Consider the following 13866-nt stretch of genomic DNA (forward strand, 5'->3'; position numbering starts at 1 on the left):
TCAGCACGGTAGTTAACATTATGCAAAGCGTGATTCTGGATATACATTGCTGGCGATGCCCTTCTGAGGCTACTACGTAAGCCAGCGCCATAAACCCGACAAAGCCAGCCATTTTCATGTCCCCAAAAGGTGATGATGGGGTGACAATTAAAAAAGGAGTTAAATCATCTAACTCCTTTTTGCTCAGTCGTCCGCCTGTATCACTTTGCCACTGCTCGTATCATTCACTGAATCAAAAAAGCCAGCCCGGCTGCGAAAAGAATAGAAAGCAGCACCGATGCCAGGCCAGGCAGCAGAAAAGGATGATCGATAATATGCCGCCCCAGTTTAGTTGAGCCGGTAACATCCAGTTCCACCGCCGCCAGTAACGTCGGATAGTTTGGTAAAATAAAAAGCGAAGCGGTAGCCGGGAAGCAGGCCACCAGAATACCGGGGGCAACGCCCATACTCAGCGCGGCGGGAAATAAAATTTTTGTTGAAGCCGCCTGAGAATACAGGAAACATGACGCCGCCATAATAATAATGGCCAGCATAATGGGTGACTCCAGGAAGTGTGACGAGAGCGTACTTTGCAACCACTGCTGATTGCTGTCCATAAAGGTTGACCCCAGCCAGGCGACGCCGAGTATACAGATACAGGAGGTCATCCCGGTTTTAAATACCGAGCCGGACGGGACCTTTTGTACGTTAACCCGGCAACTCACCAGAATCAGCAGCGCAACGCCCAACATCACCCCTACCCGCGCCTGCCCGCTGCTCATGACCGGATCGGTAATCAGCCCTAATTTGGGGCTGGTGACAATCGCATAGCACAGCACCACCACCAGCCCGACGATAAAGATCAGCACCGAACGAGCGGCATAAGGCGGGATCTCCCGCCCAGTCCGAGCCTTCACCTGCACCGGATTGTCATAGAGCCTATCCTGCCGGCGAATTCTGTCCCAGCACAGGTAAAACACGGAGGTGACCAGTAACGCAAGAAAGGTGGAAGGGATGGATACCGCAATAAGCTCAATATAGCCCCAGCCAGAATGGCTCTTTTCCAGAATCCCCGAGAAGAAAATCACCGCCGCGGAAATGGGCGATGCCACAATGCCAAGCAAAGAGGCGCTGACGGAGAGAGCGAGCGCCCGGGTAGGTTTTATATTGTTCTCTTTCGCCACGCCGACAATCACCGGCATACAGGCAAAAGAGACCTGTCCGGTGCTGGCCATCATGGTTAATAGCCAGGTGGAAAGCGGAGCGGTGATGACTAACAATCGCGGATAGCGGCGCAGCAGGCGCTCGGTGAGGTCAACCAGATATTCGATACCGCCGGCCTCCTGCATGGCCGCAATCGCCACAATCACCACCATGATAAACACGATAACCAGCATCGGCATATCCCCCGGCGTGGCGCCAAGCGCGCTGAGGACAATCACGCCAGCGCCGCCGGCAAAACCTACGCCGATACCGCCAACCCGCATGCCGATATAAAGAAACAACAGCACGACCAGAAACTGAACTAATACCATAATTTGCCTCCACGGCTCCCTGTCCGGCATTAACCCTTTACATAATGAAATGACCTGCTAGTTCTGGTAGCCGGGTGTGTCGATCAGGATGACATCTCCCGGAGAGCTCGCGCTGAACGCGCCGATATCCGCAATACAGCAAGAGATCTTTCTGCATTGCGGATTAACAACAGACTCAGCATAAATTAACGAACGAGGCCCAGCTCAGCAGCGCGCATGGCGTCGTGGATCTCTTTTTCAGCCCCTTTTTCGAGCGGCAAAAGCGGGGAGCGGACGGTGGCATGCTCAAGGATCCCACGCGCGACTAACGCATGTTTCAGCGCCACGGTACCTTCCATATGAGAACCGCGGTGGTATACGCTTTTGGTCACCGGCAGCAGTCGATCGTGCAGCTCACGCGCTTTCACATAATCACCCGCTTTACCCGCCTTAATCATTTCAATTAATGGTTCAGGCGCGATATTACCGTAGCCAACCAGGAAGCCATCGACATCAAACGCGGTGTGCAGCAGATATTCATCGTGGCAGCTTAAAATTTGCAGATCCGGACGCTCGCGGCGAATAACCGGAATTTCAGTATCCCAGCGGCGCATATTACGCACGCCATTCTTCATGGCGAATACGCCAGGCTGTGCGGAAATATCCAATAACGTTTGCAGATTGTAAGTGGCTTTAGTGACATCCGGATACTGGAAAAGAATCAGCGGCAGGCCGCTTTCTTCATAAACCACGCGGTAACGATCCTGAGGCGCGCCGTCCTGATAGCCAAAACGCAACCAGCCGTGAGAAGGATACAGCAAACCAGCGGATGCGCCGGCGGCAACAGCACGCTTGGCCTCCAGCGCAGCGACTTCCGTCCCTTCTCCGGTGATACCGGCAATAATTGGAAGCTTGCCATCTACCGACTTCACAAATGCGCGGATCACATTCGCCTGCTCTTCCTGAGTTAGAAAAGTCCCTTCCCCTGCGTGTCCCAGAACCACCAGACCTTTTACGCCGTCAATGCTGCCCAGCCAGCTACCGAGGCGCTGGATGGCATCATAATCTACGCGCCCCTCGCGAGTGAAGGGTGTAACCGGAGCCGGAGTCAAACCTCTGAGATCGATGTTAATCATAAGTATCCCCTTGATGAGTAAGCGTATATTTGCAGGTTAGCGATCGTTTGAAACGGATATGAAATCGTTTCTGCAATCGTTTTCACTTAATTGACATTGAACCGCAAAAATAAAACCGTCAACGCCGAATTGGTTAAAAATGCAACGCAGATCACAAACTAAACAGCATTCCGCATCCGGGATGAGATCCGTTATACAAAATTCAATCCTCCCCGCTTTCACCAGGAAAGCCAGGAGGATCGCCGACGGATTAGTGACGTGGGGACGAGGTAGACTTACGAGGAATAAGGGAAGGCGTGGTAATCCGCATATTATTATTTACTTCTGGATTCAATAACATATCTACCGCATTACTGGCGATATGCTCCAGTGGCGTTCTAACCGAAGTCAGGGCTACGGGCAGCCTACTCACCAGAGGAATATCATTGTATCCCACCAGAGACAGATCCTCGCCAATCACCAGTCCTAGCTGATGCGCGGCCGCGAGCACGCCAATCGCCAACTCGTCATTGACGGCAAACAGTGCGCTCGGGCGATGAGGCTGGCTGAGAATTTTCATTCCCTGCTGCTCTCCAGAGGCGATATTAAAATCAGAATGGCAGCACCATTCCGCTTCGATCCTGAGCCCGGCCTCCTGCATTGCCCGCTCAAAGCCCTTACGCCGGTTAAGCGCATTGGAGGCAAAATCGGGACCGCCGATCAGGCCAATATCACGGTGGCCTAAATCTATCAGGTGTCGGGTTGCCAGATAGCCGCCAAGCTCATCGTCCCCGACCGATGAAGGACTAAACCCATCGGTGCGCAACGCCAGAACATGGGGCACATCCCGTTCACGCAGGGCTTGCGGCAAAGGATCGTCCAGCCGGCAGGTTGACATAATCAACCCATCCACACGACGATCCAGCAGCGATTCAACGGCGTTCCTCTCCTGCTCCTTGCTATCTCCGCAGGTCGCCACGATCGCGAAATACCCTCTCCTCGCCGCAGCCCGGGCTATCTCTTCGAAAAGCATCGCCGTGACGGCATCGGTCAGCCTCGGAACCAGGACGCCAAGCGTTCCGGTATCGCCACGGCGCAGGCTGGAAGCAACATAGTCCCGACGGTAGCCCAGCTCTCGGGCCACCTGGCGAATTTTATCTGCCGAGGCGCTACGCGAGGTGGGTAATCTTTCATCGAGTACGCGCGAAACGGTCGAGACGCTCACGCCCGCAGCGCGAGCAACGTCCCGCATTGTCACCAGCTTTTTTTCCGGAAAATCGTTCAGTTCACTTTCTTGATCCATCTGCTGCTCCAACTCATCAATGCGGGTAAAAATCCGTGTTGCCCGTGCAAGGGATACCATCGTGCAAACCGTGGGGTGAAAGGATCTTACGTCAAACCTCGCCCGGACAAAAGGAATGGTACTTAACTTTGCCGGGTTCATTCGACGGGCCGTTAATTCACATTTCTTATTCGTTTTAACCTGTATTCGTCACTTCGCTTTTTTGCTCGTGAGTTTATTCAGATTGTGAACTGCTCGACATTTATACAACGGGCGTAATTGACTTAGCGCCAAATCCAGCAAAGGATTAGCTGAGAGTGAAATCGATTGCAGTAACGTTACCACAAACTAATCAAGACAGCATTATATGCAGCACGTCTATGAATAAGGGTTCGTTGCCCTGTGGTTATTCAGAACCTTACGTGTATGCCCCAGACAACGTTTAACAGGGTAATACTATGTCAACTCAGGCCATTGCTTCAGATTACGCCGTTGCCAGCGGAACGACGTCAACACCAGACGTGCTGCTGGCAAGGCTGGAACGCCTCCCTATCACCCGACGGCTGAAGGCTATCCGCGTTATCGTCGGCTTATCGACCTTTTTCGATGCCTATACCATTATCGCTATCGCTTTTGCGCTCCCGCAGCTTACCCAGGAGTGGGGTTTAACGCCGACGTTTGTCGGTCTTATTATTGCGGCCAGTTATGTGGGCCAACTATGCGGCGCGCTATTTTTTGGCTCGCTGGCGGAAAAAATAGGTCGTATCGGCGTATTACGTATCACCATCATTCTGTTTGTACTGATGGATGCGGCCTGTCTTTTTGCATGGAACGGTTGGTCAATTCTGATTATTCGCTTTTTACAGGGAGTGGGAATCGGCGCGGAGGTTCCCGTTGCCAGCGCCTATATCAATGAATTTGTCGGGGCAAAAAGGCGGGGGCGGTTCTTTTTGTTGTATGAGGTGATTTTCCCCATCGGCATGATGTTTGCCGGGTTAGTGGGGTATTTTCTGGTGCCCATCTATGGATGGAAAGTCATGTTTTTAATTGGCTTAGTCCCTTCCGCATTGACCGTCCCTCTGCGCTGGTTAATGCCGGAATCACCCCGCTGGTTGGCCGCAAAAGGTAGACTAAAGGAAGCGGATAATATCGTATCTACGCTGGAATCAGAGGTCATCAGGCGCGGTATGACATTACCCGAGCCGGAAATGAAAGCCCCTACGGTGCAAAAAGCGGCTCCGGAAGGCGTAAAAGCCCTATTTGGCGGGATCTATAAATCCCGAACCTTTATGCTGTGGGGACTGTGGCTGACGGTTTATAGCGTCAACAACGGCATGATCACCTGGTTTCCAACCCTTTATAAAACCTGGTTTAACCTCTCTCTCGATACCAGTCTGGCCTACGGTTGGATCACCTCTTCCTGCGGCGTCGTGGCTTCAGTGATTTGCGCCCTGCTGATCGACCGTGTCGGGCGTAAGCGCTGGTACACATGGGCTTTTTTACTGGCCATCGTTCCGCTGATTACGCTTTCGATTCTCGGCGCCAAATCCGCCGTGGAAATTCTGATTCTGGGAAGCCTGACCTACGCCATTCTGCAAACCATCGCTTTCTCGCTTTATCTATACGCGGCAGAACTATATCCCACCCGACTACGCGCCATTGGCACCGCGTATTCCAGCGCATGGCTGCGCGCAGGGTCATCCATTGGCCCACTGATGGTGGGTTTTATCGTCGGAGGCTTCGGGATCCGTTTTGTGTTCATCACTTTCGCGGTCATTGCGCTGATTGGCGGCTTAATTACCTGGCTCTTTGCCATTGAAACCAAAGGGAAATCGTTAGAAGAGCTGTCTCCATAAACGCTCCGTGGCTCCGGGAGATGCGGGGCCGCCTCTGGCAATAAAACGACGCACCAGGCTGATTCAACTGCGTCTTATCGGGAAAACTCCTAGACCTGGATCATCAACAGGCGGTGAAAAATATGAACAAACTGATTCAAAGCGGCACGATGCTGCTGGCTTTACTACACCCTTTCCTGGCGTTGGCCAACGATACGTTTTTTTCTCCCACAGCAAAAAACATGACCGGAGAGTGGGGCGGCGTGCGCACGGATCTGCGCCATCGTGGTTATGACTTTACGCTGGAATATAGTTCGATGACCGCCACGAATATTTCCGGCGGTTACGATCGCGATAAAACCCTGCGCTACAGCGATCAGTATATTCTCGGCATCGATATGGATCTGGAGAAGATTTTCGGCATTCACGACGGAGAATTTAAAGCGTCGCTAAACGATCGTAACGGGAGAGATTTGACTCAGGATCGTCTCCAGGATCCACGTGCTCCGGTAATCGGCTCGGGTGTTCAGAGTAACTACGGTCGGGGACAAACATGGCACGCGACGCAGTTCTGGTTCAAAAAAACCTGGCAGGATAAAAAGTGGGATCTCAAGGTCGGTCTCATGCCGCCAGGAGAGGACTTTGATAATAGCGGCTGTTTTTTTCAAAACCTGTCGTTGTGCGGTTCGTTAGCCGGGCACGGTAGCGGCGTCTGGTATAACACTCCCATAGGCCAGTGGGGTGGCCGCATTAAATACGCTCTTAGTTCGGCGCTTTATATCCAGGCTGGCGGATTTCAATATAACCCCAACTACGCTACCCGCCACGGCAGTTTCGAGCTCGATGGCACCGGGCATTTGGGGTACATGTACATTGTTGAACTAGGGCATAGGCCCACTCCAGGCGCCACATTCCTGCCGGACACCTGGAAAATCGGCGGCTGGTACAACACAGCGGACGCCAATGATGTACTGGATGACGACAATGGCGATCCCTATGTCCTCACGCGGCAGGCTGCCCGGCGACACGGCGGCCGTTACGGAGGTTATCTCTATGTCAGCCAGCAGCTGACCCACTCGGGCAGCCAGCGACAAAATGGCCTCAACATTTTCGGGCATCTGGCCATAAATGATAAAAATACGGCGACAATGGACTATCAGATCCAGGCCGGCATCATTTATAAGGGCCCTTTCGCCAGCCGCCCGCAGGACTTTATCAGCTTCGGCGTAAGTAAAATGCATGCCAACGCCAAAGTCGCTCGTCGAGCGCAGCTCCAGAACCAGATGCGAGGGATCGATGATTATGATGATCCCTTGTATGTCCCGGTCCGCAGAAGCGAGTATGCCGCAGAGCTGCATTATAGCTTTCACGTTACGCCATGGCTGACCTTGCGGCCTAATCTCCAGCTACTCGCCCATCCGGGAGGAATAGAGGAGATTAAAGATGCATGGGTTATCGGAAACCAGGTGACCATCAAACTTTAATAAAACAGGCCTCGCCGTGTGGACTGATAAGAAAATATAAGTAACAAAATCATGCAATTAAGCCACTCCACAGAGTGGCTTTTTTCTGGAATCAGTAATGATGGTTCGATAGTCTCCAGCCATTTTGCTGTTTACGCAAAAAATTTTAGCGCTTCCAAAATCAAAAATGAAACAGCGTTCCAACAACCTCTTGTTTTATCAACAGTTCCTGTCCCTTTTTCGCAAAAAACGACGCCCGCGCAGGGCAATAAAATATCGGCAAGGCTCACAAAATATAAACGCAAAATTTTTTCGTATTGCGCATACGAAATGCGTAGTGATTTAATTCTTATAGCCAAATCATCCTTAGAGCGAGAATGAGAATAAAAAATGGAAAAGCATTCACTGAATAAAAATATTGATTTACTGCTGCGCGGATTTACTGAATTAAAAGATAACGGACGGTTTAATGAACCCAATCTTGACGGTAGCGCCGGGGATTATATTTCATTTTCCAGTTGGGAATGGCCGCAGGGCGTAGGGCTATTTGGTTTGGTACGTTTATGGGAAAACACGAAGTCTGATGAGCTATATCAAATTATTGACCAGTGGTTTCAGGGAAATATCGAAAAAGGTCTCCCAGGCCTCAACGTCAATACTACCGCGCCGATGCTTCCCCTCTCGCTTTTCTGGTCCCATAACCGGCAGCCGCACTACCAGCAGGTGCTGGATAACTGGGCAAATCGCGTGATGACGGAACTGCCGCGTACGCCGGAACAAGGCTTCCAGCATGTGGTTTCCGACGGCATTAACGACATGGAGATCTGGGACGATACGCTGTTCATGGTAGTACTGTTCCTCGCGCACTACGGTACGGTTTCCGGGCGCCAGGAGCTGGTAGATGAAGCCGTTCGGCAGTTCCTGCTGCATGCGCGCTATCTCAACGATCCGCAAACCGGGCTGTGGTACCACGGCTGGAGCTTTGTCGAGAACAGCAACTTCGCTAAAGCCCGCTGGGCGCGCGGTAATGCGTGGATTACCGTCGGTATACTCGAATTACTGGAACTAGCCGACGTAGGCGCGGGCGTTCGGGAGTACCTGATAGAGTGCCTGAAAAAGCAGGTTAATACGTTAATCGACCTGCAGGCCGCTAATGGCGCCTGGCACACCCTGCTCGACCATCCTGACTCTTACATCGAAATTTCCGCCACCGCCGGTTTTGGCTATGGCTTATTAAAAGGCGCGCGTATTGGCATTGGCGATGAACGATGGCTACAGGCGGGTATGAAAGCGCTGGAGATTGTTCAGGATAATATTGATGCCGCAGGAACGGTACACAATGTTTCTTATGGCACCCGAATGGGGCGCACCCTGCAATTTTATAAAGATATTCCATTACAACCTACCGGCTATGGACAGGCATTAGCAATATTATGCCTGAGCGAAGGTTTGCGCCTCGCTGATAAAAAATAAAATACCGCCCTTCTCTTTTGGAGAAAATAATAATGGCTATCGAATATAGTAATTTTAATTTAACGGCGGGTAATGCCGTGCGCTACTGGCAGCTATCCGATATTACCAGTTTACGCTATGACACGGCGGACACGCCGATGGCTGGCGAAATGGACCCGTTTTTCTTTTTAAGTAAACATAAAAACTTCATTCCTCATACCTACCCGTGCCGCGACGATTTTCGCCAGCACTTTGCTGAAAAAAAACCGCAGCCTTTCGCCAGCGCAAACTACTTTCGCTGGTGGTTCCCTTTTGCTTCCGACAGGGTCGACCTCTCCGGATTTTGGTTTCGCCCAACCCGCGTCGGCGCCTGGGCCAGAACGCTGCTCGATTGCCCACAGGCGGGCGAGTATCGTTTTCGCCTCGCCACCTGCGGCGGCGCGCTGCTGAAGCTTAACGGCGAAGAAGTACTCTGGATGGCTGATTATCAGCGTAACCTCGAAAACCAGCGTGAATTCAGCCTGTCGCTACAGGCGGGGAAAAACGAGCTGGAGCTGTGGTTTGATGACTTAGCCGAACGCGATATTCGCTTCTTTTTCCAACTCGACTACCTTGACGGCGAGCCGCTGCGTATTGCGCTGGCAACGCCGCTGACCGACGCGCAGGTCAAAGAGATGGAGCAGTTACTGGACGGCGTTTCCTTCGAGCATCCGGTATATAACCGCGGCACCATTCGCCTCGTATTTCCTCAACCCGCGTCGACGGACTACTGCCTGCACGTCAACGTGCTGGGGGATTTTATCTCGCTGGATGAACCGGTCACGCTCGATAGCCGACTCTCCGCCGGCGAGTCGCTGGTCGCCATTGCCGAAAGCGAAGCTATCCCGGCGGACTTCCGCAATTTCCACATTACGCTGCAGCGTGAAGGGTTCAAGATAAGCCGCACGCTGGGCGTCGAAATCTGCCACGCCGACCGCCAGACGGCAATCCCGACAACGCTGGAAGCGCGGATTGCGGAAGCGCTGGAGGTGGTCGCTCATGAAGGTGAATACAGCAGCGTCAAAGCGCTGGCGCGCCTGGCCTGCGGCCTGAACGATGAGCAAACCCAGCAGATGCTGGATGGGGTCCTGGCGTCGGTGCTCGACTGTCACGATTGCGCCGACTTTACCCTTGTGCCGCTGCTGTGGTGCCGGACGGTATGGGGCGACAAGATCGATCCTGCGGTTCGCGGGCGCATCGATGACGCCATACTGCGTTTTCGCTACTGGATGGACGAACCCGGTAACGATGTACAGTGGTATTTCTCTGAGAACCACGCCCTGTTATTCCACACCGCGGCGCTGCTGGCGGGCAATCTCTTCCCGGACGCGACTTTCACCCGTTCAGGACGCAGCGGGCGCGAGCAGGCGGCGGCGGGTAAAGCGCGGGTCATCAGTTGGCTGGACCATTTCGAGCAGTGTGAAATGGCCGAATGGAACTCAGCGCCCTACTTCCCCATTGATTTAAAAGGTCTCACCGCGCTGGCGGCGCTGTCCGGCGACGCGCAAATAAGCCAGCGCGCCATCGCGGCAATCACGCGCTTGCTGGCGCAGATTGCCCGCTCCGCCCACCAGGGTTTTCTGACCGCCTCGCAGGGACGTTCTTACGAACACACCCTACGCGCCGGACGCTCTCTGGAACTGGCGGCGATTTCGCGTCTGCTGTGGGGCAAAGGTAACTATGGCTGTCGTTTCCATGCGCTGCCGCAATTAGCCCTGCTGCTGCGTGATGGCCTGCTCACCCTTCCGGCGGAACTAGCAGAAGTTGCCGCCTGGCAAAAAGAGAGCGCCATCGAGTGGTGTTTTGCCCAGGGCGCTAACCGGATCGCCAAACTCTATCACTACAAAAACCGCCATGCGGCGATGGGGTCCATCGCCGGCTATCGCTGGGGAGAGTGGGGCTATCAGGAGACGCCGTTCCATTTACGTCTTGGCAACCAACCCGAAGCGCAGATCTGGATCAACCATCCAGGCGAGACCCTGCACGGCGGGTTCGGTCGCCCCTCCTACTGGGGCGGCTGCGGCACGCTGCCGCGCGTGCAGCAATATCGCGGGCTGGCGGTGCTGACTTTCAATCTGCACGCCGATCAGCCTGACTTTACTCACGCCTGGCTGCCGCAAAGCCAGTTTGATGAGGTCGTTATTAGCGGCCAGCGCGCGGCGGTACGCAGCGGTGACGGTATGGCGCTGCTGGTGGGTAATCAGCCGTTTGAAACGGTGAATACGGGGCCAACCCGCGGCTGTGAAATACGCCTTAACGGGCAACAAACCCGCTGGCTGGTTCGCATCAACGATCGAGTCGATAGCTCCCTCGAGACCTTCAGCGCATGTTTCAGCGACCTGACCATGATGCAGCACGACGACGGCAGTATTGAAGTGAACGATCCGCAGTACGGAACGGTGCGCTTCCTTGCCGATGGACGAGTGAGCGCCGAGAACCGCACGCTGGACCCACAGCAGTGGAGCGTCGTGGGCAGCAGCCGTGAACTTCCTCTGTAACCAACGCCCGGCAGAGACCGGGCAAGGAAAATAATAATGGATACGCAAATCGACAAACAGGCTGTGCCTTCCGGGCAGGCCTCTGATGATGTTAATCCGAATACGCTGCACAATCCCGCTCGCGAAATGGCTAAACCGAAAAGCAACTATCGCTGGGTCATCTGCTCCATGCTGGTGTTTGCCACAACGGTTAACTATATGGATCGCCAGATCCTCGGCTTGCTGGCACCGATGCTGCAAAAAGATATCGGCTGGACGCAAATGGAATATAGCTGGCTGGTCAATGCGTTTACCGTCGCGTATGGCGTCGGCACGCTGGTATGCGGGCGAATTATCGACAAACTGGGGACCAAAATCAGCTATGCGGCGGCGATGGTCGTCTGGAGCGTCGCGGCGATGGCGCATGCGGTCGTCGGTTCGGTGGCGGGGTTTGCGCTGGTTCGCGTCCTGCTTGGGCTAGGCGAGTCCGCTAACTTCCCGGCGGCGATGAAGGTGATTGCCGAGTGGCATCCTAAAAAGGAACGCACGCTGGCGACCGGCATTCTTGGCGTCGCGGTCAATATCGGCGTAGTTATCTCGCCTGCGCTGATCCCGCTTATCGCAGTGCATTACGGCTGGCACGGCGCGTTTTTAATTCTCGGCGCCATTGGCTTACTGTGGCTGATTCCCTGGTTCATTGCCTTTGGTCCGGTGAAAGCGAAGGCCAGCGCCGAAGAGCAGGCGTGGATTGCTCAGGATAAAGAAGAAGCCGTCAGCGTTTCGGCCATTAAATGGACGCATCTGCTGGGCTATCGCCAACTGTGGGCCGTGGCATTAGGCAAAATGTTGACCGACCCAATCTGGTGGTTCTTCCTCTTCTGGCTGCCAAAATGGCTCAACGAATCCCGCGGTATCAACATGGAAGGTCTGGGACTGCCGCTGATCGTTATTTATCTCTTCGCCATCGTCGGCAGCCTCGGCGCAGGCTGGTTACCCGGCAAATTGATGAGTAAAGGATTTAGCACCGCCAGCGCACGTAAACTCACGATGCTGATCTGCGCCTGCCTGGTCCTGCCGATTTTCGCCGCCACCCAGGTCGAAAATCTGTGGGCCGCCGTCGCGCTGGTCGGGTTAGCTGCGGCGGCGCACCAGGGGTGGTCTGCCAACATTCTGACCTCGGTATCCGATCTGTTCCCGAGCGCAGCCGTCGGTTCTGTCGTGGGGATTGGCAGTACCTTCGGGATGATCGGCAGCGTGATCTTCTCTACGGTGATTGGCGCCGTGCTTGAAGCCTCTGGTAACTATTGGGCGCTGTTCGCCATCAGCTCTGTGGCTTATCTGCTGGCATGGGCGATTATGTATCTGCTGTTAGTGCCGAAGATGGAGCGGGCTAAATTCGACTAACCCGCTCTCTTTACCGGTGGCGCGTATCAGGCGATACGGGCCACCGATTGACGTTCGACGATGGCGCACGCCAGCTCAACCCGTCTTGGAATTTCGACACTACCCGCAATCATATCCTGCAGTAGCTCCAGCGCCAGCGTGCCGATTTCGTGTACCGGAAGGTGAACGGTAGTCAACGGCGGTGTGGCAAACTCCGCCTGCGGCAGGTTATTCATACCGACTACCGAGATATCTTCCGGCACGCGCAGTCCTAAGGCCCGCACGCCGTTGATCGCGCCGATCGCCAGCGAATCATTGGCGCACAGTATCGCCGTACACTCGCGCGGAGTATCACGGAAACGCGCAATCACCGCCTGCTCCGCCAGCTCCGGCAGCCAGTCGGTTACCGTCAGGATCCGCGAATCGTCGCACAACAGCTGGCGAGCGCGCATCGCTTCCCGCCAACCATCCTCACGCTGTTCAATGGTTCGCCTGCCTGGGTGGGTTAAAAAAAGAATGTCGCGGTGGCCGCGCTCGAGTAAATATTCACAGGCCATGCGCGTGGCCGAACGGTTACAGGGCAGCACGCTGGACAAGCGCATTAACGGATCGTCAGTATTCACCAACACCGCCGGTTTTTTCAGGTTCGCCACCGTATTCAGAAAACCGCTGTCGTCCACCGTCAGCGCCAGCACGCCGCCTACGTCCGCTTCTTCCAGCAGCGCCTGTAGAGCGCCATTGTCATTATCGCTGAGCTGATGAGTAATGAGATCAACGCCCAGCACCTTCGCTCGCTCTTTTAACCCTTGCAGGACGTACCAGCTAAACTGATAGCGGTTGTAATCCAGCATCGCCACTTGTGAAATAGCCAGCACAATTCGCGCGCCGCCCAGCTCCTGAGCCGGCGTATATCGCATGGCCCGCGCCACTTCCTGAATACGCGTGCGCAGTTCGTGGCTGACCCCTTTTTCGCCCGATAGCGCCCGCGACACGGTACTGAGCGAGGTACGACAACGGGTAGCGATATCCTCCAGCCGCACGCGGCGATATCCTGCATCGCGCTCTGTCTGATTATCTGATTTACTCATCTCTCATCCTTTATGACACCGCGCGCCACTCGGCGTAAAAATGAAAACCGCCGCGACTGGCGAATAATATGCAGTATTCAGTGTAGCCATTGACGCTGCCCAAACGGCTTCGCGCACCACGGCACGATAAGCCATTTTTTACCCGGCATCGATTAAGAATCGCGGATTTGTGATCGTCAGTCGCACTATCCGGTCACCGGCATCGCTGTCTCACTAAATTCGGCGAGCCCGAATAAATG

Annotated in this window: 10 protein-coding genes; 5 read left to right on the top strand and 5 right to left on the bottom strand. The window is 54.3% G+C overall.

The window, feature by feature from the left end; genetic code table 11:
- Nucleotides 1–224 precede the first annotated feature (224 nt).
- From AC22LX_RS12390 to AC22LX_RS12400, 3 genes are all read right to left on the bottom strand, one after another.
- Nucleotides 225–1514 carry an anaerobic C4-dicarboxylate transporter family protein gene (locus AC22LX_RS12390; RefSeq protein WP_045392230.1) on the bottom strand — a complete coding sequence of 430 codons (1290 nt, stop codon included), beginning with the start codon at nt 1512–1514 and terminating at the stop codon, nt 225–227.
- A gap of 185 nt (nt 1515–1699) precedes the next feature.
- Nucleotides 1700–2629, bottom strand: a complete 930-nt coding sequence (locus AC22LX_RS12395; RefSeq protein WP_032709182.1) for a dihydrodipicolinate synthase family protein — start codon at nt 2627–2629, stop codon at nt 1700–1702.
- 250 nt (nt 2630–2879) lie between these two features.
- Complete coding sequence (locus AC22LX_RS12400; RefSeq protein WP_047050829.1) at nt 2880–3911, bottom strand: LacI family DNA-binding transcriptional regulator; 1032 nt, start codon at nt 3909–3911, stop codon at nt 2880–2882.
- 437 nt (nt 3912–4348) lie between these two features.
- On the opposite strand from AC22LX_RS12400, the gene AC22LX_RS12405 reads away from it, so the two are divergent.
- The gene (locus AC22LX_RS12405) at nt 4349–5746 is read left to right on the top strand and encodes an MFS transporter (RefSeq protein ID WP_047050795.1); all 1398 of its coding nucleotides are present in this window, start codon (nt 4349–4351) and stop codon (nt 5744–5746) included.
- A 122-nt stretch (nt 5747–5868) separates the two neighbouring features.
- Nucleotides 5869–7209, top strand: coding sequence for a carbohydrate porin (locus AC22LX_RS12410; RefSeq protein ID WP_045392236.1), 1341 nt, complete (start codon nt 5869–5871; stop codon nt 7207–7209).
- A 131-nt stretch (nt 7210–7340) separates the two neighbouring features.
- Here AC22LX_RS12410 and AC22LX_RS12415 read toward each other — a convergent pair whose 3' ends face one another.
- Nucleotides 7341–7547, bottom strand: a complete 207-nt coding sequence (locus AC22LX_RS12415; protein WP_131675848.1) for a hypothetical protein — start codon at nt 7545–7547, stop codon at nt 7341–7343.
- Between the two features lie 31 nt (nt 7548–7578).
- Between AC22LX_RS12415 and bglB the strand changes: the two genes are divergently transcribed.
- Genes bglB through AC22LX_RS12430 form a run of 3 tightly spaced genes read left to right on the top strand, consistent with a single transcriptional unit; the run spans nt 7579 to nt 12560 of the window.
- Nucleotides 7579–8661 carry a beta-galactosidase BglB gene (bglB, locus tag AC22LX_RS12420; RefSeq protein ID WP_047050794.1) on the top strand — a complete coding sequence of 361 codons (1083 nt, stop codon included), beginning with the start codon at nt 7579–7581 and terminating at the stop codon, nt 8659–8661.
- A gap of 32 nt (nt 8662–8693) precedes the next feature.
- Complete coding sequence (locus AC22LX_RS12425; protein WP_487334006.1) at nt 8694–11177, top strand: PA14 domain-containing protein; 2484 nt, start codon at nt 8694–8696, stop codon at nt 11175–11177.
- 36 nt (nt 11178–11213) lie between these two features.
- Complete coding sequence (locus AC22LX_RS12430) at nt 11214–12560, top strand: MFS transporter (RefSeq protein WP_080941171.1); 1347 nt, start codon at nt 11214–11216, stop codon at nt 12558–12560.
- Between the two features lie 26 nt (nt 12561–12586).
- On the opposite strand, the gene AC22LX_RS12435 is transcribed toward AC22LX_RS12430, so the two are convergent.
- A complete protein-coding gene (locus tag AC22LX_RS12435) occupies nt 12587–13627 on the bottom strand; it encodes a LacI family DNA-binding transcriptional regulator (RefSeq protein ID WP_045392243.1) in 1041 nt (346 codons plus the stop codon).
- Nucleotides 13628–13866 lie beyond the last annotated feature (239 nt).

The sequence above is a fragment of the Klebsiella sp. PK01 genome (assembly GCF_057624675.1).